Source organism: Streptomyces sp. NPDC012794 (genome assembly GCF_042901085.1).
GTDB lineage: Bacteria > Actinomycetota > Actinomycetes > Streptomycetales > Streptomycetaceae > Streptomyces.
Window position 1 is genome coordinate 156,701 of sequence record NZ_JBIBCI010000006.1, and the last position, 22,635, is coordinate 179,335.

A 22,635-nucleotide genomic window follows, 5' to 3' on the forward strand; every position below is an offset into this window, starting at 1 on the left:
GGCCTCCAGGGTCCGTCCCGTAGCGGTACGGGATACGATGCGTACGGATCTGGCGTGATACCCGCCGGAAGCGTGATGTATGCCGCTTCGCCCTGGTCTTTCGGATATGCCCGGCTCAGTCGGCGGCCGGGGTGAGGACCACGAAGTCGGCGTTCCAGGGGTCGAGGCAGACGGAGAGGCGGCCGATGCCCTCCACGTCCTCCGGGCCCGTCTGCGTGTTGCCGCCGTTCCCGGTGACCGCGGCGACGGCGGCGTCGCAGTCCGGGACGGCGAACACGGGATGCCAGTACGGCCGCCCGTTCGTGAGGCCGAGGTGCTCCGGGGCCAGTTCCATGAGCCCGCCGTGCATGCGTTCGTCCGGGAGCCCGGCCGGAGTGACGAGCGAGTACGTGCCCCCGCCCCCGGGCAGCTCCATGTCGTTGAACCGCCAGCCGAGGACGCCGCCGTAGAACTCCTTCGCGGCCGCGGCGTCGCTGGTGAACAGCTCGGTCCAGCACAGCGAGCCCGGCTCGTCCACCAGCTCGACTCCCTTGTCCGTGCCCGGCTCCCAGACGGCGAACTGCCCGCCCAGGGGGTCGCTGTACTGGGCCATCCGGCCCGAGTCGTCCAGGGTCATCGGAGCCACCCGGACCGTACCGCCGGCGGCCTCCACCGCCCGGGTCGTGGCGTCCGCGTCCTCGACGCCGTAGTAGATCATCCACGCCGACCGCGCGCCCTCCTCGGTGAGCTTGCCGAGTCCGGCGACGATCTTTCCGTCCCTGCGGAACATCCCGCCTTCCATGCCCCCCATGGACTCGTACACCCACCCGAACACGGCGCCGTAGAAGGCCGCGGCGGCCGGCACGTCGGGCGTGCCGAGGTCGAGCCAGCAGGGGGAGCCCGGGACGTAATCAGTGGTGATCATGGGCGCAGTGCCTTTCGCGGAGCCGGTACGACCCAGCGTGGCACCGGACACCCGCCGCCGCCCGTCGGCCGGCAGCGGACGCGTACCGGCCGGACGCGGTTCTCCGGAAGGGGGACGGTCAACCGCCGGCGGGCAGCCGGTCCGTACGGGAGTCCGTGCGCGCGCGGGCTTCGCGGGCGCGTTCCCCGAGCAGCTCCCGGAACCCGGCCGTGGCGTACCGGTCGGCGGTGGCCGAGGCCGGACCGGGAAGGCCCGCGATCCGGGCCATCAGCTCCCGCGGCTGGATCTTCCACCCGACGACCAGGACCCGAAGGCCCCGGCGCTCCGCACGCCGGTGCAGGTCCAGGAGGTGCAGCAGGCCGTCGCCGTCCATGAAGGGGACCCCGTGCAGATCGATCATGAGGACCCGCTCGGCGGAGGTGACGTACTCCAGCGCTCGCCGGAGCTCCCCGTCCGCCTCCGCGTCGAGTTCGCCGCAGGCACTGACCAGGACGGTGGTGCCGCGGTACTGGACGTCCGTGGTGATCAACACGTTCCCCTTCCCGATTCGCCCGCGCGGGCGGCGGCCCGCGGGGCCACCATCCTGGCGTGGTGCCCCGCGGGAGGGGTAAGAGGCTCGCTGACGTTCGGCCCGGGTTGTCAGGTTTCGCTCAGGCCGGTACCGGCCTGAGTATGGCGCCTCACGCCACCAGCGCGTCATGCGCGGCGCGGGCCCCGGGCCGGAGGTCCGACAGCGTCGTGGTGCCCTCGCCGCGGACCGAGTCGAGGACGGCGTCGTGGAGGAGCCGGCTGGCGTACCCGTTGGGTCACGGTACGGGGCCGCCCGCCACGGGCCACCAGGTGGAGCCGCGCGGGGGGCGGACGGTCACCCCGGCCGGCCCGTCGGACCAGGCGGTGTGCACCTCCACTTCTCCCGTGACGACGCCGGCGTCCTGTGTCCGGACGCCGCCGCGGCCCGCAACGACCGAACGCGTCGTCCACCAGGCCCGGCCCATGGTGCTCGCCCTCTTCCGCAGTGTTGCTCGGACCCCGGCTCCTCGGCGGGGTCAGCTGGACAGCGATTCGAGGAGCTCGCCGACCTTCGTGTCGGGCAGTGCTCGTGCCACGTCGGCCTGCGCCACCATCCCGACGAGGTCGTGGCCGTCGATGACGGGCAGCCGCCGGACCTTGTGCCGGGCCATCGTGCGCAGGATCTCGCCGGCGTCGTCGTCGGCCCCGATGGTCACCGCCTCGCCCTGAGCCAGTTCGCCGGCCTTGCACTGGGCGGGATCCTTGCCCGCCGCCAGGACCTTGACCACGATGTCGCGGTCGGTGAGCATTCCCTTCAGCTTGTTGTCGGTGCCGCAGATCGGCAGGGCACCGACCCCGAGCTCCTTCATCATCTCCGCTGCCCGGATGATGGTCTCCTCGGCGCCGATGCAGTCGGCCCCCTCCGTCATGATCTCGCGGGCGGTGGTCATCAGCGGTTCCTCCCTCGTGTTCTGGCGATGGGTCTGGTTTTCGCGGCGGTCTTCTTCTCGCGGCCGGTCGGTCCCGGTGCGGCCTCATCCGGTGAGGGCGGGCAGTACCTTGTCGCGGTAGGCCTCGAAGAAGGCCTGGTCGTCCGGACCGATCTGGCCGATGTACACCTCGTCGAACCCCGCCTCCACATAGGCGCGGACGGCCTCCACGTGCTCCTCGACGTCGGGGCCGCAGGGGACGGCGTCGGACACCTGGCGGCGGGTGACGAGTTCACTCGCCTGCTCGAAGTGGGCCGGGGTCGGCAGGATCTGGTTCAGCTCGCCCGGCAGCTGCTCGGTGGGCCACAGACGGTGCGCGGTGTCGACGGCCTCGTCCCGGTCCTCGCCCCAGCACACCTTGAGGCCGCCGATCACCGGCTTCCCCTCGCCCCCCGCGTCCCGGAAGCGCTTGATGGCCTCCTCGTCGGGGCCCATGGTGACGAACCCGTCACCGATGCGTCCGGCCAGTTCCGCCGCCTTCGGCCCGAAGCCGGAGACGTGGACGGGCAGCCGGCCCCGCGGCGCGGTGTACAGGCGGGCGTTCTCCACCGTGTAGTGCCGGCCGCGATGGCTGACCTGGCGACCGGTGAAGAGCTCGCGCATCACCTCGACGGCTTCCTCCAGCATCTCCGCCCGCTCGTCGAAGGCCGGCCAGCGGTCGCCGAGGATGTGCTCGTTGAGGGCCTCGCCGGTGCCGACGCCCAGCGCGAAGCGGCCGTCGAGCAGCCGGCTCGACGTCGCCGCGGCCTGGGCCGTCACCGCGGGGTGCATCCGTGTGGTGGGGCAGGTGACCAGCGTGGTCACCGGCAGCTCCACGGTCTGCGACAGGGCCCCGATCACCGACCAGACGAACGGGCTGTTGCCCTGGGCGTCGTTCCACGGGTGGAAGTGGTCGGAGATCGCCAGCCGGCTGAAGCCGGCGTCGGCGGCCCGCCGGGCCTGCTCCAGAAGCCGGTCCGGGGGGAATTCCTCGCAGGCCAGGAAGTAGCCGAAAGCTGTCATCGGTCTCGTGCCTCCAGGTACGGGAAGTACGTGGCTCCGTGGTCGGCGCGTGCCCCGGCCGACGGGGGGCAAACCTCGCGGCCCGTGCCGCGGGGCGGGCCGCCCCTCGGGGACTCACCCGTGCGCCCCCCCGGAGCCGCCCTCGCCGTCCGGCGGCGCGTACGGGATGCCGCGCGAGCCGGACCCGCGGCGTCCACCCGGCGGGGCCGTCCTCAGGCCGGGGGGAACCGGTCGCGGTGGGCCGCCAGCCAGGTGGCGAAGTCCTGGAGGGCCGGGTGGATGCCGCGCACGGCGTCCAGATCCCGCGCGCCGGTGAAGGAGGCCTCGCAGTCGGCGTAGAACTGGAACATGTTCCCCGCCTCGTCGGCGCCGGGAAAGCCCAGGCCGCGGAACGCGTCCGGGGTCAGGGGCCGGTAACGGACCGGCCGGCCCAGGGACTCGGTGAGGGCCGCGGCCATGTCGGCGACCCGCAGGTGCTCGCCCGCGACGCTGATGGTGGCGGCGACGAAGTCGGCACCCGTCCTGAACATGGCGTGCGCGATCCTGCCGACGTCGTCGACGGCCATGCCGGACAGCCGCTTGTCGCCCATCGGGTAGACCAGCTCCAGGCCGCCGTCCTCCGTCCTGCCCGGCGCGAAGCTGCCCAGCAGGTTGTCCCAGAAGAAGGTGGTCCGCAGGAACGTGACCGGGACGCCCGCGTCCAGGAAGTACTGGTCCGCCTCCGCCTTGGCGTCGAAGTGCGGGACCTTGTACTGGCCCTGGAGCGTCGGCATCCGGTCGTCGTCCACGGGAATGCAGTGCCGCGTGTCCTCCAGGGTGGACCAGATCGCGTGCTGCACGCCGGCGTGCCCGGTCGCCCGGGCGAGGGACGCCGCCTGCCGCTTCTCGTGGGCGGCGTCCATGTCCTCCCAGAAGTCGGTGACCAGGAACGCCCCGTACGCGCCTTCGAGGGCGGGTCCGAGGCTCGCTTCGTCGTCCATGTCGGCCCGGACCACCTCCGCCCCGAGCCGCTCCAGCTCCCGCGCCCGTTCCGAGTCCGGACGGCGGGTCACGGCGCGCACCGCGAAGTCGCCGTCCCGGTCCTCCAGGATCGACCGGGCCAGGGAGCCCCCCTGCTGCCCGGTCGCTCCGAATACGGTGATCGTCCGCTTCCCGGTCATCGCCGGCCACCCACTCCCGCACCCGTTCCTCGCCCCGTGGGACGTTTCCGCCGCGAACATACGGGCGGCGGACCGGACGCGACCGGCGCCACACCCCGGGCCCGCCCGTATGGCCGCACGAGCCGGCGCCCCCTCGGTCCCCCGCGCCGAGGGGGCGCCGGGCCCGGCCCGGTCACCGGCGGGGGCCGACCCGGGCGGAACGCCCGGCCCGGCCCCCGCCGCCAGGTCGTGCCGGGTCAGCAGGAGGCGTCGTTGGAGTCGTAGACGCTGCCCAGGTTGCCCGCGTACATCCAGCCGCTGTAGCTGCGGCCGCCCGTGTACACGTCGCCGTGGTACCAGAGGTTGCCCGCGCCGTTGACGTACCGGCAGTCGATGCTGAACTCGGTGCCCGCCGGGACGTACGCGCGCACCCCGCAGTCCGCGTTCGGCCCCGACCGCAGCGGCGAGCTCTTGCCGGCGACCGTGAACGAGTAGCCGGAATCGTACGGTCCCCAGCCGGGCGACGAACACGCGGCGGCGGACGCGCTGGCGGTCGTGGGGGCCACGACGGCCAGCGGGGCCGTGAAGGCGGCCACGGCCAGGACCGCGCCCGCGAGACGCTTCTTCATGGAGCACTCCTTCGGGAAGACGCTGTCGGCTTGCCCGGCACAGCCTGCGCCCGCACCGACCCCGGATTCGACTCGTTTCGGGCTGTCCCGAAACGACGGTGGTCGGGAGCATCGCCCGCAGGGCTGCGGAGGAGGAAGGCGTGCTGCGGTTGCACTTCACGGCGCAGGACCTGGCACGGGTGAGGGTCGCCCTCCTGGGGCCGCTCGCGGAGACGGAGCTGAGCCTGTGGAACCTCCAGCGGCGTGACGCCAAGGCGCTCTTCGGCGGCTGGCGTGCGCGCACCGGCCCCCTGATCACGGGCGACGGGCCGGACACCGCGAGGTTCCTCGGCTCTCCGCGCGGGGAACTGGTGGACCTGTTCACCCTGGTGGGCGCTGCGGGCCGGATCGACGAGGGCGTCGAACGGCTGCGCGGAGCACCCGGGCGCAGGCTGCGCGCGGAGTTCGCGGTGGTCGCGGGCGCGCCCCGGCGGCACGCTCCCTGGCTGGCGGAGGTGGTGGACGCCGGCCCGCGCGGGGTGGCCAGGCTCGCCACCGCCCTCCAGGACTGCCACCGCGTGGCCGTGGCCCCGTACTGGGAGCGCATCCAGCAGCACCTCGAGGCGGAGCTGGCCCGGCGCGGGCGGCTCATGGTCCAGGGCGGGGTCGGGGCGCTACTGGACGGCCTGCGCCCGATGGCGCCCGTGGGAACCGCCCGTGCTGGAGGTCCCCGGCTATCGGCCGCTGGTCCACCGGGCGGCCGACTTCCACGTGGCGGGGCGCTCGCTCGTGCTGGCCCCGTCGGTGTTCTGCGGACCCGTACCCCAGCTGTTCGCTGGCCCCGAGGCCGACACGGTGCTGGTGGTGTACCCGGCCCTGACCAGTCCCGTTGACGCGGCCGCGCTGTGGGCCCCGGCCGCCGGCCCGCGCCGCGCCGGCACTCCGGTGCCGCCGGCGCTGTCCGCGCTCCTCGGCCGCACCAGGGCGGTGGTGATGTGCGTGATCGCCGACCACCCCGCGTGCACCACCACGCAGCTCGCCCGGCGGGCGGGCATCTCACCGGCCGGCGCCAGCGAGCACGCCACCACCCTGCGCGGCGCCGGTCTGACCGCCCTGACCCGCGAGGGGAAGACCGCCCTGCACACCCTCACCCGTCTCGGCCGCACGCTGCTGGACGGAATGTGAGCCCGCGCGGCCGGCCGTACGAGGCGGCTGGGGGCCGGAGACCTCCTCCTGGAGAGTCAATGGTGCTATGTTCATTAGCACCATGTTGTTGAGACTGAACACCGCGGACAGCCGGCCGCTGCACGAACAGGTGGCGGGCGCGATCAGGCGCGCCATCGCCGACGGCGAGTGCGGGCCGGGTGACCGCCTGCCGTCGGCGCGGGAACTCTCCCTGGCGCTGGGGGTCAACGCCAACACGGTCCTGCGCGGTCTGCGCGGTCTGCGTGACGAGGGCGTACTGGAGTTCCGGCGGGGGAGGGGCGTCACCGTCGCCGCAGGAGCCGGCCGGCGGTCCGTGGTGCTCGACCGGGCGCGCGAACTCGTCCGTGACGCGGCGCACCTGGGCTACAGCAGGGCCGATCTCATCGAAATGATCAGGGGGTTGCCGTGAAGGGTCCGCAAGATCCGCAGGGTCCGGCCGGCCCGGAGGGAGCCGCGGGGCGGCCGGCCCTCGGGCTCTGGGGCGCGGGGGTCGCCGCCGTGCTCGTCGCGCTGCCCTGGGCGGCGTCGGGACGGCTGCCGGAGCGGCTGGCGACCCACTGGAGCGCAAGCTCCGGCGCGCCCGACGGCTCCATGCCGCTGTGGGCCGCCGCGCTCCTTCCCGCGGTCGTCTGGGCGGCCCTGGTGCTGCTGACCGCCGGGGCCGCGCGGTGGTGTGGCCGTGCGGCGGCATCCGCCGTCCTGCCGGCCGGCGGCGTCTTCCTCGTCGGCGGGCAGGCGTGCGTCGTCCGGGCGAACCTCGACCGCGCCGACTGGCACCAGGCCCGCCTGGACAGTCTCGGCATCGCCCTGACGCTCGCGGTGGCGGTGGCGGTGGCGGTGGCGGTGGCCGCGGGACTGGCCGGCCGGCTGATGACCCGGCGCCGCTCCAGGGCGCGGCCGCCGGCGGCGCTGCGGGGGCCGGGCATGGAGATACCGGCCGGCGAGACGTTCGTATGGTTCTCCCGCACGGCGAACCCCTGGCTCCGGGCGACCGCGGCCGTGACCGGACTCGCTGCCGTCGCCGCCGCCCTGGCCGCCGTGGCCGGCCTCGTCCCGTCCCCGTGGGCGCTCGTCACGCCCCTCGCCGTCACGTCCGTCGTGGTCGTCGGGTGTTCGTCCGTACGGGCGAGCGTCACCGAACGCGGTCTGGAAGTGGCCCTCGGCCCGTTCGGTATGCCCGTACGCCGCTGGCGTGCCGGGGACATCGAGTCGGCGCGCGCCGAGCACCGGACGGCCGCGCAAGTGGGCGGCTGGGGGTACCGGCTCAGCGGAAGGGGGACGACGGTGATGCTCCGGGCCGGTGAATGCCTGGTCGTCCGCCCGCTGCGGGGCGGTGAGTTCGCCGTCAGCGTCGGGGACGCCGAGCGCGGCGCCGCGCTGCTGAACTCGCTGGTCGCGCGGCGCACGCCCTGAAACGGCGCACGCCCTGAAACCCGGCGGGGTCAGCTCACTGGCCGACCCTTCCGTCGACGCACTCGCGCAGCAGGTCGGCGTGGCCGCAGTGGCGGGCGTACTCGTCGATCCTGTGCACCATCAGCTCGCGGATCGCTATGGAGTCCTTCCCCACGCGCTCGCCCAGGTCCGTATGCGCGGCCAGCGCGGCGTCGGTCGCGGCCTGCTCGCGCTCCAGGTCCGCGTACGCGGCGTCGACCACGGCCTGGTCGGCGACGGCCCCGTGGAAGTCGGCGTCGCGCTCGCCGTAGAGCCTGGGCAGCGGGTCGCCGTCGGTGATCCAGTTGTGCCAGTCCCGCTCCACCTCGGCGAGGTGACGGATCAGGCCGAGCAGCGACATCGTCGACGGCGGAACCGACCGCCGGGCCAGCTGCTCGGGGTTCAGGCCCTCGCACTTCATCTTCAGGGTCAGGCGGTAGCCCGTCAGGAAGTCCAGGAGCGTGGCGAGCTCGCCGTCCACGCTCGTTCCGTCGTTGCTGCGGGGGTCGTGGTCCGGATCCGCCCACATGTCCGTGTACACGGTCGACTGGGTCCAGCGCGCGGGTTGTTCACTCATGCGGCCCATGATCGTATGCGACGTCCCGGGTCCGCCATCGAGATTCCGTCCGCCCGCCTCCGGGGGCGGGCGGCGGGCGGGAAGAGGGCCCTGCGGAGCGCTCGCGAGCGCCGCCCCGGCCGGTGGAGGCGTCCGTGAGCCGCGTCTCACCCGGGCTCCGGCACTTGTCTATGCAACGAGTTGCATAGAAAGATCGGGGGCATGGCGCTCGACCACGCGATCCTCGTCTCCCTGCTGGAGATGCCCGGCTCCGGATACGAACTGGCCCGGCGGTTCGACCGGTCCATCGGCTACTTCTGGACCGCCACCCACCAGCAGATCTACCGCGTGCTGGGCCGGATGGAACGGGACGGCCAGCTCACCGTCCGCGAGGTCCCGCAGCAGGGCCGGCCGGACAAGAAGGAGTACTCCGTCGCCGCCCCCGGCCGCGCGGCCCTCTCCCGGTGGCTGCACGAGCCGATCGAACCCGAGAGCATGCGCCACGACCTCGCCGTGAAGATCCGGGGCGCGGCCTTCGACGACCCGGCCGCGCTGATCCGCGAGGTCGAACGCCACCACCGGGTGCACGGCGAGCGGCTCGCGCACTACCTCGCCGGGGAACTGCGCGACTTCACCGGGCCCGAGGCCCCCGCCCCGCTCGACGCCGCGCAGGAGCTCCAGCACGTCGTGCTGCGCGGCGGCATCGCGTACGAGCGGATGACGATCGCCTGGCTGGACGACGTCCTCGCCACGCTCAGGCGTCTCGGCGCGGCAGCGCCGTCCGCCTGAACACCCCCACATCCCTCCCTCTCCCCTCCCTCTCCGGAAGGCGACCCCTCATGGCCGACTCCCTGCTCTTCAACCCGCGCACCTACGACCCCGCGCACTTCGACCCCGAGACCCGCAGGCTGCTGCGCGCCACCGTCGACTGGTTCGAGGAGCGCGGCAAGCGCAAGCTGATCGAGGACTACCGCTCCCGCGCCTGGCTCGGGGAGTTCCTGGCCTTCGCCGCCAAGGAGGGCCTGTTCGCCACCTTCCTCACGCCGGCCTCCGCCGCCGGACGGGAGGACCAGCGCTGGGACACCGCCCGGATCGCCGCCCTCAACGAGATCCTCGGCTTCTACGGCCTCGATTACTGGTACGCCTGGCAGGTGACGATCCTCGGCCTCGGCCCGGTCTGGCAGAGCGAGAACGCCGCCGCCCGCGCCCGTGCGGCCGAACTCCTCAATCAGGGCGAGGTGTTCGCGTTCGGTCTGTCCGAGCGCACCCACGGCGCCGACATCTACTCCACCGACATGCTGCTGGAACCCGACGGCGACGGCGGTTTCCTGGCCAGCGGCTCCAAGTACTACATCGGCAACGGCAACGCCGCCGGACTCGTCTCCGTCTTCGGCCGCCGCACCGACGTCGAGGGGCCGGACGGATACGTCTTCTTCGCCGCCGACAGCCGCCACCCGGCGTACCACGTCGTGCAGAACGTCGTCGACTCCTCCAAATACGTCAGCGAGTTCCGGCTCGACGCCTACCCGGTGTCCCCGGACGACGTCCTGCACACCGGCCGGGCCGCCTTCGACGCCGCCCTCAACACCGTCAACGTCGGCAAGTTCAACCTCTGCACCGCCTCGATCGGCATCTGCGAGCACGCGATGTACGAGGCCGTCACCCACGCGCAGAACCGCGTCCTCTACGGCCGCCCCGTCACCGCCTTCCCGCACGTGCGCCGGGAACTGGCCGACGCCTACGTCCGCCTCGTCGGCATGAAGCTCTTCAGCGACCGGGCCGTCGACTACTTCCGCTCCGCCGGCCCCGACGACCGCCGCTACCTCCTCTTCAACCCGATGACGAAGATGAAGGTGACCACGGAGGGCGAGAAGGTCATCGACCTCATGTGGGACGTCATCGCGGCCAAGGGCTTCGAGAAGGACACCTACTTCGCCGAGGCCGCCGTCGAGATCCGCAGCCTGCCCAAGCTCGAGGGCACCGTCCACGTCAACCTCGCGCTGATCCTCAAGTTCATGCGCAACCACCTGCTGGAGCCGGTCGCGTACCCGGCCGTGCCGACCCGCCTCGACGCGGCCGACGACGACTTCCTCTTCCGGCAGGGCCCGGCCCGCGGCCTGGGCTCCGTACGCTTCCACGACTGGCGTCCCGCCTTCGACGCGTACGCCGAGGTGGCGAACGTGGCCCGGTTCCGCGAGCAGGCCGACGCCCTGTGCGATTTCGTCGCCACCATCGCCCCCGACGAGGCGCAGAGCCGCGACCTGGACTTCCTGCTGTCCGTCGGCCAGCTGTTCGCCCTCGTGGTGCACGCCCAGCTGATCCTGGAGCAGGCCCGCCTGACGGACCTGGACCCGGACGTCCTCGACGAGCTGTTCTCCGTCCTCGTGCGGGACTTCTCCGGACACGCCGTCGAGCTGCACGGCAAGGATTCGGCCACCGAGGCGCAGCAGGCCTGGGCCCTGGGCGCCGTACGCCGGCCCGTCGTGGACGAGGACCGCGCGGCGCGGATCTGGCAGCGCGTCGAGGCCCTGTCCGGGGCGTACGAGATGGCGCCGTAGCCAAGAGGCGCCCCGAAGCGGACCCGCGCCCGGCCGTGCCGGCCGCGGGTCCGCCGTGGACGGCGGCCCTTCCCCCCGGCCCGGGCCCTGTCGCAGGCGCCCGGCGTTCACACCTTCCAGCGCAGCACCGCCCCCAGGCCGCCCGCCGGGCCCGCCATGTCCGCCGGGACGACCAGCACCTCGCAGCCCGCAGCCGCGGCCGACCGCAGCAGGGCGTCGTCCGCGCGCGCCCGTTCGGGCTTGCCGACCCCCATGGCCTGCGCCTGGCCGCGCTGCACCGCCACCTGGTCCACGCCGGGACCCACCCAGACCTCGCGCGCCGCGTCGGGGCCGTCCGGGGTGAGCAGCAGGGTCGCCGCCTGGTGACTGCGTACGGCGTCCACCACGGCGGGCATGCCCTCCGCGGCCTGACCCGGCCCGGTGTCCACGGTGGACTCCCGGTGCTCGCCGGGCCGGCCCCGCCCGACGCGGAACCGCTCCAGGGCGCTCTCCAGGCGCTCGCGGGCGAAAGCCTCGCGCACCCGCGCGATCTCACGGTCGAGGGCGTCCCGGGCGGCGCCGGGCGAGCGGCCGCCGGCGTCGACCTCGACGGTCACCGCCCGCATCGCCTCGGGCAGGCGCTGGTGGACGGCCCGGCGCTCGCGGACGTCACCGGCGAGCACCACCAGACCGGCGCCGCTCTCCGGCCACTGCCGGGCCAGCTCGGCGGCGATGGCGTCGGCCGTCTCGTTCCAGGCGTTCTCGACCTTGTTCCGGTAGTGCCACTCGTAGCGGTCGGCCGGCACCCCGCGGTGCCCCCGCTCCGGCCACCGGCTGCCCCGCGCCTGGCCCACGGCCTCCCGGCGCAGGCCGTCGCACAGCTCCAGATCGGCGCCGGTACGGTCGACGTGCGCCACCAGGCAGCTCGGCTCGTCCCCGCGCAGACCGGCCAGCGGGGCGACGTGCGGCAGGACCGACCAGGTCGCCGCGGTGGCGGCGGGGGCCCGGGCGAGCGGGACGTCCAGCAGGACCTCGGCGCCCGAGGCGAACAGCGCACGGCCGGGCGGCGCGCCGCCGGCGGGCTCCCCGGCGAGCCGGTTCACCACGGCCCGGACGGTGTAGGCGTCGGCGCCCGCGTCGATCAGCTGCGACGCCACCGCCCGCTCACGCAGGGCCTGGATCCGCTGCGCGTCCTCGGTGGCGCGGGTGGTCTCGACGTACACCGACGCCCAGGGGCCGGGACGGGAGAAGAGCGGTTTGAGGAAGCCCAGTTCCATGACGTCCCCCATTCAGGAAGGCGTGAGGGTCCTCCTCCAGAATGCCCCGCCCGCCCCCGGCGCGCCCACCGGCCGGCGGTGACCGGCGGGCCGGGGCGGCGGGGGCGGGCGGGCGTGCCGGCACGGGCGGGTCAGGAGAGGTCGAAGCGGTCGAGGGTCATCACCTTGTCCCACGCCGCCACGAAGTCACGTACGAACTTCTCGCCCGCGTCCTGGGAGGCGTACACCTCGCACAGGGCCCGGAGTTGGGAGTGCGAGCCGAAGACGAGGTCGACCGCGGTCGCGGTCCACTTGACCCGGCCCGTGGCGCGGTCCCGGCCCTCGAACACGTTCTCGTCCGTGGCCGAGGGCGACCACTGCGTCCCCATGTCCAGCAGGTTCACGAAGAAGTCGGTGGTCAGCGTCTGCGGCCGGCTGGTGAAGACGCCGTGCGGGGAGCCCTTGAAACCGGCGTTCAGGGCCCGCATGCCGCCCGTCAGGACCGTCATCTCGGGGGCCGTCAGCGTCAGCAGGTTGGCGCGGTCCAGCATGAGGGTCTCCGGCGACAGCTTCTCGCCCTGGCCGAGGTAGTTGCGGAAACCGTCCGCCCGGGGTTCGAGGACGGCGAACGCCTCCACGTCGGTCTGTTCCTGCGAGGCGTCCGTACGTCCCGGCGCGAACGGGACCGTGACCCGGTGCCCGGCGTCCTGCGCGGCCTTCTCGACGGCCGCGCAGCCGCCGAGGACGATCAGATCGGCGAGGGAGACCTTCTTCCCGCCGGTCTGCGCGGCATTGAAGTCCTCCCGGATCCGGTCGAGGGCCCGCACCGTCTGCGCCACCTCGTCCGACGCGTTGACCTCCCAGTCCTTCTGCGGAGCGAGCCGGATCCGCGCCCCGTTGGCGCCGCCCCTCATGTCGGTGCCGCGGAAGGAGGCGGCCGCGGCCCAGGCGGTGGCCGCCAGCTGGGAGACGGACAGCCCCGAGCCGAGGACCCGCGCCTTGAGGTCGGCGATCTCCGCGTCCCCGACCAGCTCGTGATCGACGGCGGGGACAGGGTCCTGCCACAGCTGCGGCTCGGGGACCCACGGGCCGAGGTAGCGGGAGACGGGCCCCATGTCGCGGTGCAGCAGCTTGTACCACGCCCTGGCGAAGGCGTCGGCGAGCCGGTCCGGGTTCTCGTGGAAGCCCTTCGAGATCGGCCCGTAGACCGGATCCAGCTTCAGCGCGAGGTCCGTCGTCAGCATCATGGGGGCGTGCCGCTTCGACGGATCGTGCGCGTCGGGCACCGTGCCCTGTGCGGCGGGGTCCGTCGGGGTCCACTGCTGGGCGCCGGCCGGGCTCCTCGTCAGCTCCCAGTCGTACCGGAAGAGGTTGTCCAGGTAGCCGTTGTCCCACTTGACGGGTTCGGTCGTCCACGCACCCTCGAGCCCGCTGGTGAGGGTGTCGGCCCCCTTTCCGGAACCGTACGAATTCGTCCATCCGAGGCCCTGCTGCTCGATGGGCGCGGCCTCCGGTTCCGGACCGACGTACTCGGGGTCGACCGCGCCGTGGCACTTGCCGAAGGTGTGCCCGCCGACGATCAGCGCGACCGTCTCCTCGTCGTTCATCGCCATGCGCGCGAACGTCTCGCGGATGTCCCTCGCGGCGGCGAGGGGGTCCGGGTTTCCGTTCGGACCTTCCGGATTGACGTAGATGAGTCCCATCTGCACGGCGCCGAACGGACCGGAGAGTTCCCTGTCGCCGCTGTAGCGCTCGTCCCCGAGCCAGGTGTCCTCGGGGCCCCAGAAGATTTCCTCGGGTTCCCAGATGTCCTCCCGGCCGAAGCCGAATCCGAAGGTCTTGAAGCCCATGGACTCCATCGCGCAGTTCCCGGCGAAGACCAGGAGGTCCGCCCACGAGACCTTGCGGCCGTACTTCTGCTTCACCGGCCAGAGCAGACGCCGCGCCTTGTCGAGGCTCGCGTTGTCGGGCCAGCTGTTGAGGGGAGCGAAGCGCTGGGCGCCCGACCCGCCGCCGCCCCGGCCGTCGGCGATCCGGTACGTTCCCGCCGCGTGCCAGCTCATCCGGATGAAGAGCGGCCCGTAGTGGCCGTAGTCGGCGGGCCACCAGTCCTGCGACGTCGTCATCACCTCGAAGACGTCCCGCTTGAGGGCCTCGACGTCCAGGTCCGCGAATTCCCGCGCGTAGTCGAAGTCCTCGCCCATCGGGTTGGACCGGGGCGAGTGCTGGTGGAGAACCTGGAGGTCGAGCTGGTTCGGCCACCAGTCCCGGTTCGTCCTGGGGCGGGTCGGCGTGGCGGCCGGGGAGGGAATTGCGGGGTTCTCGCTTTCGCTGCCGGACACGTCCGTCCTTCTTCCTGTCTCGGTGTTTCCACCTGCTGGCTGCTTTGCTCTGCGCGTCCGTATGGTCGCGCACGGTGGACGGTGCCGCCGAGAGAACACGCAGGGCGTCTCCACCCGGCGGGCGGACGAGATGCGGACCCCCACGCCGATGACCCCGATCAGGGGAGGGGAAATCCGGTGTCCCGCGCCGTGCGCGGGGTGGAACGGGTGCCGTCCCCCGGGCGGCGGCCCGGGGGACGGCGGACGTGCGGGGAACGGCGGCTACGGCTTGTTGGCGAGCGCTCCCAGGTACCGGTTGAGCTGCTTCATGCGGGCGTCGATGCCCTGGATGGAGGACGTCAGGAGCTGGAGCTCCTGCACCGCGGCGAGGACGGCCAGCAGGCCGGCCCGCGCCGACGGATCGGTGACGTCACGCAGAGCCGTCCGCGCCTCTTCGAGGAGGTGCGACGGGGCCGGGCCGGCCGTCGGTGCCGAGGGCGGTTCCATCACGTCATCCCACCTTCCGGTTGAGGCGGAGGCTCCGTCGCGGTTCGAGGATGGCCTCCACCCGGTTTCCTCGCCTGCCCCCGCCGCGCGCGGTCAAACGGCGGGTGCGGCCCGTGACGGCGGACGGGCACCGGGAGGGCGTTAGCGGCGCGCGCCACCGGGCAGATGCCGGGGGACCGGACGTGCGAGGAGGAGGAAACGCGGTGAAGGCATCGAAGATCGCGTACAAGCCCGTGGGGCTGGTGCTCGGCGCGACCGGGGGCGCACTGGCGGGCGTCGCGTTCAAGCAGCTGTGGAAGAGGCTCGGGCACGAGGACGACGCACCGAACGCCACCGACGAGGACCGTTCGTGGCGGGAGATCCTCATCGCCGCGGCGCTGCAGGGCGCGGTCTTCGCCGCCGTCAAGGCGGCGGTCGACCGGGGCGGCGCCGTCGCCGCCAAGCGCCTGACCGGCACCTGGCCCGCCTGACCCGGCCGCGGGGCTCCGGGGCCTCGGCCGCGGGGCTCCGGGCGGGCCGGCCTCCCGTTTGGCGCGGGGGCCGCCGGGAAGAAGCCGACTGCCGCCCCGCGGCCTCGAACGCGGGGCGGACCACAGCACGGGAGCCGGACCCCGGCCGGAGGTGGTGGCGATGGACGCGGGCGCGCGTACCGGCTCGGCCCCCGCGGCCGCCGGGCGGGAGCACGGACGGGAGCCCGGACCCGAGCTCGGACAGGAATACGACGCCACCCCCTACCTCCCCGCGCGGGGAGGCCTGAAGAACCTTGAGCGTGCGGCGTCGGGGTGCAGGGGTTGCCCGCTCTTCCGCGACGCCACCCAGACGGTCTTCGGCAGCGGCCCGGCCGGCGCGCGGCTGATGCTGGTCGGGGAGCAGCCCGGTGACCAGGAGGACCTGCGGGGCGAGCCCTTCGTGGGTCCCGCCGGCCGGCTGCTGCACAAGGCCCTCGACGAGGCCGGGCTCGCGGACGAGGGCGCCTACCTGACCAATGTGGTCAAGCACTTCAAGTTCGCGCTCGCCCCGCGCGGCAAGCGCCGCATCCACAAGGCCCCCAGCCTGCGCGAGATGACCGCCTGCCGGCCGTGGCTCCTGGAGGAACTGCGGCTGGTCGACCCGGAAGTGCTGGTGGTGCTCGGCGGTACCGCGGGCAAGGCCCTGCTCGGGTCCTCGTTCAGGGTGGGGGAGCGGCGCGGAGTGCTCCTGCCCATGCCCGCACCGCCCGGCGGGGAGCCGGGCCCGCCGGCCGGGCAGCTGCTGGCGACCGTCCATCCGTCGGCCGTGCTCCGCTCCGAGGACCGGGAGGGCGCCTTCGCGGGGCTGGTCGCGGACCTCTCCGTGGCCGCCGCCGCGCTGGGCCTCCCGGGCCCGAAGCCGTCTGAATGAGCCGCCCCCACCCGGGCAGGCGCACTGTACGGATCCGGTCCGGCCGGATCCGTACACACGCACCAGAGCGAAGGAGTCACCATGCCTCGCGGTTCCAGCCCCAAGCGTGAACGTCAGTACGAGCACATCAAGGAGAGCGCAGAGCAGCGCGGCGAGAGCACCGGACGGGCCAAGGAGATCGCCGCGCGCACGGTCAACAAGGAACGCGCCCGCTCCGGCGAGTCGAAGACCGCGAGCCGTTCCTCCACCCAGGACACCTCCTCCTCCAAGCGGGGCGGGCAGCGCTCTCACAGCGGCTCGCAGGGCCCCACCAAGGAGCAGCTCTACAACGAGGCGAAGCAGAAGAACATCGAGGGCCGTTCGAAGATGGACAAGTCCGAACTGAAGCGTGCCCTCGGCCGCTGACGCCTCGCCCAGTGGGCCCGGGCGGGCCGGCGTGCCGCGCCCCCGGCCATGTCCTCCCGACCGAAGCACCGAGGCTCCCGGGAGTAGGTCTCCATGCCCCTCCACCCCGTCCACCCGACACCGACGCTCCACTTGGCCCTGCGCGGGCGGGGTGCGGCCGCCGAGGCGCGCCAGGCGGTGCGTGACTTCCTCGAGCCCTTCAGGGGCGGGGAGCCGCCGTATTTTCCGGCCCGCGCCCTGGATGCGGCCCTGCTGGTGATCAGTGAACTCGTCACCAACGCCGTCCGCCACGCGACCGGCGACTGCGCGCTCGACCTGCACGTGGTGCCGGACGGCGTCGACGTCGACGTGACGGACAGCAGCAGCGCGGAGCCGCGGGCCCGGCGACCGGACGAGCGGGGGGAGGGCGGATGGGGGTGGCACCTGGTCAACCTGCTGGGGACCGATGTGGAGATCCACCACCACGACGGCGCGGAGGCGGGCAAGACCATCCACGTCCACATCCCCCGCGGTCCGTTCGTACGGTGACCCGCTCCGGGCGGGTCACCGTACGAACGGCGGCGCGGTCCGACGCCGGCGCCGACGGGGTCAGACGACCTCGCCGCGGCGCCCGCCCTCCGGGATGACCAGCGGCGTTCCGGCGACCGGGCAGCGGATCACGGCCGCGCGCAGGCCGAAGACCTCGTGGACGAGGTCCGGCGTGACGATCTCGGACGGCGGTCCGGCCGCGACGACCCGCCCGTCGCGCATGGCGACGAGGTGGCCGGCGTAGCGGCAGGCGAGGTTGAGTTCGTGCAGGACCATCACCACGGTGCGGCCCTCTGAGCGGTTGAGCTCCGCGACGAGTTCGAGGACGTCCACCTGGTGGGCGAGGTCCAGGTACGTCGTCGGCTCGTCCAGCAGCAGCACCGGCGTGTGCTGGGCCAGCGCCATCGCGATCCACACGCGCTGGCGCTGACCGCCCGACAGCTCGTCGATGGAACGCGCCGCGAGCTCCTGTGAGCCCGTCGCCGCCAGCGCCGCGTCCACCGCGGCCTCGTCGGAGGAGGACCACTGGCGCCACCACCGCTGGTGCGGGGTACGGCCCCGGGCCACGAGGTCGCGTACGGAGATTCCGTCAGGGGCGCTGGGCGTCTGCGGCAGCAGGGCGAGCCGCAGGGCGAACTCCCGTGCGGACAGGCCCGCGATGTCCTCGCCGTCCAGGTGGACGGCGCCGCCGGCCGGCTTGAGCAGCCGGGCCAGGGCCCGCAGGGCGGTGGACTTTCCGCAGGCGTTCGGGCCGACCAGAGCGGTCACCTTCCCGGCCGGGATGTCCAGGTCGAGGTCCTCGGAGACGATCCGGTCGCCGTACCCCAGCCGCAGCCCTTCCGCGCTGAGCGCGGAGGGGGCGGTGCCGGTCGGCGGGGTCTCGGTCAGCGGGGCGGTCATGTCAGCCTCCCTTTCCGGCCCGGTTGGTACGGGCGAGTAGCAGCAGCAGGTACGGGGCGCCGACGGCGCCGGTGAGCACGCCGACGGGCAGCTCGGTCGGGGCCAGGACGGTGCGCGCCCCGAGGTCGGCCAGGATGAGCAGGACCGCTCCGGTGAGGGCGCTGGTGATCAGCGGGATGCCGGCGGTGCCGGCGAGCCGCCGGGCGATCTGAGGGGCGCCCAGGGCGACGAAGGCGATCGGCCCGGCCGCGGCCGCGCCGAGCGCGGTGAGGCACGTGGCGAGGACCAGCAGCACGATCCGCGAGTGCCGCAGCGGCATGCCGAGGCTCCGCGCGGTGTCGTCGTCGTACTGGAGCAGCTGGTACGGGCGCGCCAGTGCCAGGGTCAGCGGCAGCAGTACGGCCAGCGCCAGTCCGGCCCACTGGACGTGCTCGTAGCCGCGGCCGTTGAGGCTGCCCGTCAGCCACACCATGGCGCGGGACGCCTGGTCGATGTCGGCGCGGGCCAGCATCCAGCGGGTCAGCGCGACCAGGGCGCCGTTCGCGGCGAGGCCGACGAGGACGAAACGGTAGCCGGTGATGGTCCCGTCGCGGAACGCCAGCAGGTAGATGACGATCGCGGTCAGCAGGGCGCCGGCGAGGGCTCCGAACGGGACCGCCGCGAAGGTGCCCGCGCCGGCGGCGGTCACCCCGCCGATGAGGATGGCGCTCACCGCTCCGGCTCCGGCGCCGGACGCGATGCCGATCAGGTCCGGGCTGGCCAGCGGGTTGCGGGTGACGGCCTGGAACACGGCCCCGGCCAGCCCGAACGCGGCCCCCACCAGCAGGGCCGTCAGGGCCCGCGGGAGGCGCAGCTGGTGGACGATGAGGTCGGCCGAGCCGGAGCCCGTGCCCAGGACGGCGGCCAGTACGTCGCCCACCGGAATGGCGAAGGTGCCCAGCGACACGGAGGCGATCAGCCCCGCGAAGCCGGCCGCCACGAGGGCGAGCACCACCAGCGCGACCCTGGGCCGCACGGCCACGCCGAAGGGCCCGGCTTCGAGCCTCAGCCGCGGAACGGCCTTGCGGCGGGCCGCCGGGACCGCCGGGACCGGCGTGCCGGTCGTACGCGTCACGCTCATCGGGTGTGCTCCTTGAGCTTGCCGCGCTTGACCAGCAGCGCGAGGAACGGCGCGCCCAGCAGCGCGGTCACCACGCCCGCCTCCAGCTCGCCGGGCCGGGCGACCATCCGGCCGACCACGTCGGCGGCGAGCATCAGCGACGCCCCGCCCAGCGCGGAACACGGGACCAGCCAGCGGGCGTCGGGCCCGGTGAAGGCGCGTACGACGTGCGGCACGACGAGGCCGACGAAGGTCACGGGGCCCGCGGCGGCCACGGCGGCGCCGGTCAGCAGGACCACCGCCAGCGCGCCCAGGGCACGGGTGGACCTGACCGGGGTGCCGAGCGAGCTGGCCAGGTCGTCCCCGAGGGCGAGGGCGTTGAGCCGGCCGCTCAGGCCGAGGGCGAGGGCGAGGCCGACGATAAGGAACGGGAGGAGTTCCATGCCCAGTTGGGCCTCCCGGCCGGCCAGCGAGCCGACCGCCCAGAACCGGTACTGGTCCAGGGTGCGCACGTCCATCAGTACGAGGGTGTTGGTGCCGGCGTCGAGCAGTACGGTCACCGCCGCGCCGGCCAGGGCGAGCTTGGCGGGAGTCGCGCCGCCGTAACCGGTACCGCCGACGGCGTAGGCGATGAGTCCGGCCAGCGCTCCGCCGAGGAAGGCGAACCAGATGTACTGGTACGGGCTGGTCAGCCCCAGGACACCGATGCTCGCGGCGACCGCGAACGAGCCTCCGGCGCTGATGCCGATGAGGCCGGGATCGCCGAGGGGATTGCGGGTGATGTCCTGGGCCACCGCTCCCGCGGCGCCCAGGGCGAGGCCGACCAGCAGCCCCAGGAAGGTTCTGGGCATGCGCAGTTCGCGGATGACGATCGCGTCGCCCTCCTCGCTGCCGCCGATCGCCGCGAGGACGTCGGAGAGCGGCACGGATTTCGTGCCGATCGCCAGGGAGGCGCACACCATGGCCACCACGAGGGCGAGCAGGAACGTGAGTACGAGGGTTCGGGACAGGGTTCGTCGGGGTGGCGGAACTGCCGGGACGGGGACCGCGGCGGCATCGGCGGTGACGGGCTTCAGAGACACTCAGACAAGGTAAGGGATGCCTAACCGTATCGGCTCTTCGGCCCCCGTCTGGATTTGGCCACGAAGAGCGGCTACTGTTCACCACGCATTTACTCAGGCAAGCCTTACCTAAGAGCGCCTCGCCCTTAGAGCACGCGTTCCCTCTGGAGAACTGAGAACCGATGAACAGCTTCACCCACCGTCGCCGGCCGGGCCGGATCGCCGCTGCCGTCCTCACGGCGGCCATGGCCCTCTCGCTCGCCGCCTGTGGCAGCGGGGATGACGGCAAGTCGGCCGCCGAGTCGTCGCCGAAGCCGGCCGCCGCCGAGTCCGCGGGCTTCCCGCGCACCATCACCCACGACAAGGGCAAGACCGAACTGAAGGCCAAGCCCAAGCGCGTGGTGGCGCTGGACAACAGCCTGGTCGAGGCGGTCGTGGCGCTCGACGCGCCGCTGGTCGGCGGCATCGGGTCCTACCGTGACCAGAAGGGCTTCCCGGCGTACCTGGGTGACGCGGTGAAGGACACCAAGGACGTCGGCCCGCTCGACAACCCGAACCTCGAGGCGATCGCGGCCCTCAAGCCCGACCTCATCGTCTCGGCGACCGTCCGGCACGCCGACTTCTACGACCGGCTGAGCCAGATCGCGCCGACCGTCTTCGTGAAGACCACCGGCCCGATCTGGAAGGAGAACGTCACCTTCCTCGGCCAGGCACTGGGTCAGGAGGAGAAGGCTCAGGCGAAGCTCACGGCCTACCAGACCCGCGCCAAGAAGATCGGTGACGCGATCAACGCCAAGGGCGGCGGCGCCAACGGCAAGCCCACCTTCTCGGTCCTCCGCTTCGTCGACGGTCCGACGCGCATCTACCTGCCCAAGACGTTCAGCGGCATCATCCTGAACGACATGGGGCTGACGCGGCCCGAGAACCAGCGCGACGAGTCCAAGTTCAACATCGAGATCAGCGAAGAGCAGATCCAGCAGGCGGACGCCGACCACATCTTCATGACCTCCTTCTCGGGCGGTGACGAGCGCAAGAAGAAGTTCACCGCCAACCCGCTGTGGCAGCGCCTGAACGCGGTCCAGAAGAACCAGGTCCACGAGGTCGACGACTCGACCTGGATGACCTCGGTCTCCCTCCAGGGCGCGGACATGGTCCTCGACGACCTGGCGAAGGCCTTCCAGGTCGACCCCGCCAAGTAGGCGGACGCCGGGCGGGCGGGCCCTGCCCGTCCGCCTCGACGGAAAAGACCCCGGCCGCGTACGGGAGTACGCGGCCGGGGCCTTTCGGCGTCCGGGAGGGGTCCGCCTCAGTCCGTCTCCTCGATGCGGCGGATCCGCTCGTCGTCGCAGGTCCGGGGGCAGGTCGCGCACGCCCGGGCCGACTCCAGCGTGTAGTACATGCAGCAGCCGAGCCGGGTGCGCGTCGGGTGCAAACGCCCGTCGCGCGTCTCCAGCCGCCTGAAGTCCGCACCGCCGGGGAAGGGGGCGATGGCGGTGGGGAGCAGTTCGGTCGCCTCCCGCACCGCCCGGTCCTCCTGGCCGAGGACGCGGCCGAGGTACCAGATCCCGGAGACGAGGTCGTCCGCGGCCATCCCCCACAGGGCCCGGTCGCGGCGCCGCACCAGCGGCCCGAAGGACGCCAGCAACGGCCGTACGTGATCGGCGACGGCGGCGCGCAGCTCGGCGCGCAGCGCCTCCTGCCCGGCCACGGGCCGCGCACCGGGAAGGTGCGCCGCCGGGTCGCCGGGCAGACAGGCGAACGCCGTTCCCGGCACGATCTCGAACGTGCCGGCCGACAGGTCGATCCGCACCTCGCGCGGGCGGACGCGCGGTACGCGCCGTTCCAGGTACCAGGCGCCGCTCATCAGCAGGCTGACGGACCAGAGGTAGTCGTGCAGTGCGCGCGAGGCGGCGACGTCCGGGCGCGGTTCGTGCCCGTGGCCGGACCGGATGCGTGCGGCCTCGGCGGCGACGAAGGCCTCCAGGGCCGCCTGGTCCTCCGCCAGCTCGTCGCCGCCGACGAGTCCTTCGGGCCGTGCCGCCGCGGTGGCCACCCGGACGTCGAGCGCCGGGCAGAGGTCCGCGAGGCGCCCGTAGGTCCGCGCGAGCACGGCGGCGGCCACGTTGCCGGGCGCGGTGCGCGGGAGTGCGGTCATCGGTTCTCGATCATGTGCGGCACGAAGCTCCGGTGCTAGCTGATAGGTAAGCCTTACCTTAACCCAATGGTTTACGATCGTGGGTGCCGTGTCAGGTCCCGTGTCGCAGGGGAAAGTTGAAGCTAAGGGTTGGCTAACCTA

25 protein-coding genes are annotated in these 22,635 nt (G+C 73.2%); 11 read left to right on the forward strand and 14 right to left on the reverse strand.

What is annotated here, in order from left to right; genetic code table 11:
* Positions 1–115 precede the first annotated feature (115 nt).
* From ACFY7H_RS14065 to ACFY7H_RS14090, 6 genes are all read right to left on the reverse strand, one after another.
* Complete coding sequence (locus ACFY7H_RS14065; RefSeq protein WP_388937740.1) at positions 116–904, reverse strand: VOC family protein; 789 nt, start codon at positions 902–904, stop codon at positions 116–118.
* A 118-nt stretch (positions 905–1,022) separates the two neighbouring features.
* Positions 1,023–1,433, reverse strand: coding sequence for an STAS domain-containing protein (locus tag ACFY7H_RS14070; RefSeq protein WP_388937741.1), 411 nt, complete (start codon positions 1,431–1,433; stop codon positions 1,023–1,025).
* 517 nt (positions 1,434–1,950) lie between these two features.
* A complete protein-coding gene (locus ACFY7H_RS14075) occupies positions 1,951–2,364 on the reverse strand; it encodes a CBS domain-containing protein (RefSeq protein WP_388937742.1) in 414 nt (137 codons plus the stop codon).
* Positions 2,365–2,448: 84 nt separating this feature from the next.
* Positions 2,449–3,405 carry a TIGR03557 family F420-dependent LLM class oxidoreductase gene (locus ACFY7H_RS14080; RefSeq protein WP_388937743.1) on the reverse strand — a complete coding sequence of 319 codons (957 nt, stop codon included), beginning with the start codon at positions 3,403–3,405 and terminating at the stop codon, positions 2,449–2,451.
* Positions 3,406–3,617: 212 nt separating this feature from the next.
* Positions 3,618–4,565 (reverse strand): NmrA/HSCARG family protein, encoded by a 948-nt coding sequence (locus ACFY7H_RS14085; protein ID WP_388937745.1) that lies wholly within the window; start codon positions 4,563–4,565, stop codon positions 3,618–3,620.
* Between the two features lie 236 nt (positions 4,566–4,801).
* Positions 4,802–5,173, reverse strand: a complete 372-nt coding sequence (locus tag ACFY7H_RS14090; protein WP_388937747.1) for an SH3 domain-containing protein — start codon at positions 5,171–5,173, stop codon at positions 4,802–4,804.
* A gap of 140 nt (positions 5,174–5,313) precedes the next feature.
* Between ACFY7H_RS14090 and ACFY7H_RS14095 the strand changes: the two genes are divergently transcribed.
* The 4 genes from ACFY7H_RS14095 (at position 5,314) to ACFY7H_RS14110 (ending at position 7,771) form a co-directional block, all read left to right on the forward strand.
* Positions 5,314–6,045, forward strand: a complete 732-nt coding sequence (locus ACFY7H_RS14095) for a hypothetical protein (protein WP_388937748.1) — start codon at positions 5,314–5,316, stop codon at positions 6,043–6,045.
* Positions 6,017–6,337, forward strand: coding sequence for a winged helix-turn-helix domain-containing protein (locus tag ACFY7H_RS14100; RefSeq protein WP_388937750.1), 321 nt, complete (start codon positions 6,017–6,019; stop codon positions 6,335–6,337). Before ACFY7H_RS14095 ends, ACFY7H_RS14100 begins: the two co-directional genes overlap by 29 nt.
* Positions 6,338–6,419: 82 nt before the next feature.
* Complete coding sequence (locus ACFY7H_RS14105) at positions 6,420–6,767, forward strand: GntR family transcriptional regulator (protein ID WP_388937751.1); 348 nt, start codon at positions 6,420–6,422, stop codon at positions 6,765–6,767.
* Complete coding sequence (locus ACFY7H_RS14110; RefSeq protein WP_388937753.1) at positions 6,764–7,771, forward strand: DUF1648 domain-containing protein; 1,008 nt, start codon at positions 6,764–6,766, stop codon at positions 7,769–7,771. The genes ACFY7H_RS14105 and ACFY7H_RS14110 overlap by 4 nt, the downstream gene beginning before the upstream one ends.
* Positions 7,772–7,805: 34 nt before the next feature.
* On the opposite strand, the gene ACFY7H_RS14115 is transcribed toward ACFY7H_RS14110, so the two are convergent.
* Positions 7,806–8,375 carry a DUF664 domain-containing protein gene (locus ACFY7H_RS14115; protein ID WP_388937754.1) on the reverse strand — a complete coding sequence of 190 codons (570 nt, stop codon included), beginning with the start codon at positions 8,373–8,375 and terminating at the stop codon, positions 7,806–7,808.
* 192 nt (positions 8,376–8,567) lie between these two features.
* On the opposite strand from ACFY7H_RS14115, the gene ACFY7H_RS14120 reads away from it, so the two are divergent.
* Together ACFY7H_RS14120 and ACFY7H_RS14125 are read left to right on the forward strand one after the other, a co-directional pair.
* Complete coding sequence (locus ACFY7H_RS14120; RefSeq protein ID WP_388937756.1) at positions 8,568–9,134, forward strand: PadR family transcriptional regulator; 567 nt, start codon at positions 8,568–8,570, stop codon at positions 9,132–9,134.
* A gap of 50 nt (positions 9,135–9,184) precedes the next feature.
* Positions 9,185–10,903, forward strand: a complete 1,719-nt coding sequence (locus ACFY7H_RS14125) for an acyl-CoA dehydrogenase family protein (RefSeq protein ID WP_388937758.1) — start codon at positions 9,185–9,187, stop codon at positions 10,901–10,903.
* A 107-nt stretch (positions 10,904–11,010) separates the two neighbouring features.
* Here ACFY7H_RS14125 and ACFY7H_RS14130 read toward each other — a convergent pair whose 3' ends face one another.
* The 3 genes from ACFY7H_RS14130 to ACFY7H_RS14140 all read right to left on the reverse strand — a co-directional run bounded on the left by ACFY7H_RS14130 (position 11,011) and on the right by ACFY7H_RS14140 (position 14,969).
* Positions 11,011–12,171, reverse strand: a complete 1,161-nt coding sequence (locus ACFY7H_RS14130; RefSeq protein WP_388937759.1) for a hypothetical protein — start codon at positions 12,169–12,171, stop codon at positions 11,011–11,013.
* Positions 12,172–12,290: 119 nt separating this feature from the next.
* Complete coding sequence (gene katG / locus ACFY7H_RS14135; protein WP_388937761.1) at positions 12,291–14,480, reverse strand: catalase/peroxidase HPI; 2,190 nt, start codon at positions 14,478–14,480, stop codon at positions 12,291–12,293.
* Positions 14,481–14,741: 261 nt separating this feature from the next.
* The gene (locus ACFY7H_RS14140) at positions 14,742–14,969 is read right to left on the reverse strand and encodes a hypothetical protein (protein ID WP_388937762.1); all 228 of its coding nucleotides are present in this window, start codon (positions 14,967–14,969) and stop codon (positions 14,742–14,744) included.
* Positions 14,970–15,169: 200 nt separating this feature from the next.
* Here ACFY7H_RS14140 and ACFY7H_RS14145 point away from each other — a divergent pair, with 200 nt between their 5' ends.
* The 4 genes from ACFY7H_RS14145 to ACFY7H_RS14160 all read left to right on the forward strand — a co-directional run bounded on the left by ACFY7H_RS14145 (position 15,170) and on the right by ACFY7H_RS14160 (position 17,279).
* A complete protein-coding gene (locus ACFY7H_RS14145) occupies positions 15,170–15,436 on the forward strand; it encodes a DUF4235 domain-containing protein (protein ID WP_388937763.1) in 267 nt (88 codons plus the stop codon).
* Between the two features lie 160 nt (positions 15,437–15,596).
* The gene (locus ACFY7H_RS14150) at positions 15,597–16,346 is read left to right on the forward strand and encodes a UdgX family uracil-DNA binding protein (RefSeq protein ID WP_388937765.1); all 750 of its coding nucleotides are present in this window, start codon (positions 15,597–15,599) and stop codon (positions 16,344–16,346) included.
* Positions 16,347–16,427: 81 nt separating this feature from the next.
* A complete protein-coding gene (locus tag ACFY7H_RS14155) occupies positions 16,428–16,751 on the forward strand; it encodes a plasmid stabilization protein (protein WP_388937767.1) in 324 nt (107 codons plus the stop codon).
* Between the two features lie 93 nt (positions 16,752–16,844).
* Positions 16,845–17,279, forward strand: coding sequence for an ATP-binding protein (locus tag ACFY7H_RS14160; protein WP_388937769.1), 435 nt, complete (start codon positions 16,845–16,847; stop codon positions 17,277–17,279).
* A 60-nt stretch (positions 17,280–17,339) separates the two neighbouring features.
* Here ACFY7H_RS14160 and ACFY7H_RS14165 read toward each other — a convergent pair whose 3' ends face one another.
* Genes ACFY7H_RS14165 through ACFY7H_RS14175 form a run of 3 tightly spaced genes read right to left on the reverse strand, consistent with a single transcriptional unit; the run spans position 17,340 to position 20,360 of the window.
* Complete coding sequence (locus ACFY7H_RS14165) at positions 17,340–18,179, reverse strand: ABC transporter ATP-binding protein (RefSeq protein WP_388937771.1); 840 nt, start codon at positions 18,177–18,179, stop codon at positions 17,340–17,342.
* 1 nt (position 18,180) lies between these two features.
* A complete protein-coding gene (locus ACFY7H_RS14170) occupies positions 18,181–19,299 on the reverse strand; it encodes a FecCD family ABC transporter permease (protein WP_388937772.1) in 1,119 nt (372 codons plus the stop codon).
* Positions 19,296–20,360 carry a FecCD family ABC transporter permease gene (locus ACFY7H_RS14175; protein WP_388937773.1) on the reverse strand — a complete coding sequence of 355 codons (1,065 nt, stop codon included), beginning with the start codon at positions 20,358–20,360 and terminating at the stop codon, positions 19,296–19,298. The genes ACFY7H_RS14170 and ACFY7H_RS14175 overlap by 4 nt, the downstream gene beginning before the upstream one ends.
* 161 nt (positions 20,361–20,521) lie before the next feature.
* On the opposite strand from ACFY7H_RS14175, the gene ACFY7H_RS14180 reads away from it, so the two are divergent.
* Complete coding sequence (locus ACFY7H_RS14180; RefSeq protein WP_388937774.1) at positions 20,522–21,538, forward strand: ABC transporter substrate-binding protein; 1,017 nt, start codon at positions 20,522–20,524, stop codon at positions 21,536–21,538.
* A gap of 107 nt (positions 21,539–21,645) precedes the next feature.
* On the opposite strand, the gene ACFY7H_RS14185 is transcribed toward ACFY7H_RS14180, so the two are convergent.
* Positions 21,646–22,494 carry a (2Fe-2S)-binding protein gene (locus tag ACFY7H_RS14185; RefSeq protein ID WP_388937776.1) on the reverse strand — a complete coding sequence of 283 codons (849 nt, stop codon included), beginning with the start codon at positions 22,492–22,494 and terminating at the stop codon, positions 21,646–21,648.
* Positions 22,495–22,635 lie beyond the last annotated feature (141 nt).

Excerpts from the sequence above, each read along its gene's own strand:
- ACFY7H_RS14065 (WP_388937740.1), bottom strand. The coding sequence starts at position 904 with ATGATCACCACTGATTACGTCCCGGGCTCCCCCTGCTGGCTCGACCTC.
- ACFY7H_RS14075 (WP_388937742.1), bottom strand. The coding sequence starts at position 2,364 with ATGACCACCGCCCGCGAGATCATGACGGAGGGGGCCGACTGCATCGGC.
- ACFY7H_RS14080 (WP_388937743.1), bottom strand. The coding sequence starts at position 3,405 with ATGACAGCTTTCGGCTACTTCCTGGCCTGCGAGGAATTCCCCCCGGAC.
- ACFY7H_RS14085 (WP_388937745.1), bottom strand. The coding sequence starts at position 4,565 with ATGACCGGGAAGCGGACGATCACCGTATTCGGAGCGACCGGGCAGCAG.
- ACFY7H_RS14090 (WP_388937747.1), bottom strand. The coding sequence starts at position 5,173 with ATGAAGAAGCGTCTCGCGGGCGCGGTCCTGGCCGTGGCCGCCTTCACG.
- ACFY7H_RS14105 (WP_388937751.1), top strand. The coding sequence starts at position 6,420 with ATGTTGTTGAGACTGAACACCGCGGACAGCCGGCCGCTGCACGAACAG.
- ACFY7H_RS14115 (WP_388937754.1), bottom strand. The coding sequence starts at position 8,375 with ATGGGCCGCATGAGTGAACAACCCGCGCGCTGGACCCAGTCGACCGTG.
- ACFY7H_RS14120 (WP_388937756.1), top strand. The coding sequence starts at position 8,568 with ATGGCGCTCGACCACGCGATCCTCGTCTCCCTGCTGGAGATGCCCGGC.
- ACFY7H_RS14125 (WP_388937758.1), top strand. The coding sequence starts at position 9,185 with ATGGCCGACTCCCTGCTCTTCAACCCGCGCACCTACGACCCCGCGCAC.
- ACFY7H_RS14130 (WP_388937759.1), bottom strand. The coding sequence starts at position 12,171 with ATGGGGGACGTCATGGAACTGGGCTTCCTCAAACCGCTCTTCTCCCGT.
- ACFY7H_RS14150 (WP_388937765.1), top strand. The coding sequence starts at position 15,597 with ATGGACGCGGGCGCGCGTACCGGCTCGGCCCCCGCGGCCGCCGGGCGG.
- ACFY7H_RS14155 (WP_388937767.1), top strand. The coding sequence starts at position 16,428 with ATGCCTCGCGGTTCCAGCCCCAAGCGTGAACGTCAGTACGAGCACATC.
- ACFY7H_RS14160 (WP_388937769.1), top strand. The coding sequence starts at position 16,845 with ATGCCCCTCCACCCCGTCCACCCGACACCGACGCTCCACTTGGCCCTG.
- ACFY7H_RS14165 (WP_388937771.1), bottom strand. The coding sequence starts at position 18,179 with ATGACCGCCCCGCTGACCGAGACCCCGCCGACCGGCACCGCCCCCTCC.
- ACFY7H_RS14170 (WP_388937772.1), bottom strand. The coding sequence starts at position 19,299 with ATGAGCGTGACGCGTACGACCGGCACGCCGGTCCCGGCGGTCCCGGCG.
- ACFY7H_RS14180 (WP_388937774.1), top strand. The coding sequence starts at position 20,522 with ATGAACAGCTTCACCCACCGTCGCCGGCCGGGCCGGATCGCCGCTGCC.
- ACFY7H_RS14185 (WP_388937776.1), bottom strand. The coding sequence starts at position 22,494 with ATGACCGCACTCCCGCGCACCGCGCCCGGCAACGTGGCCGCCGCCGTG.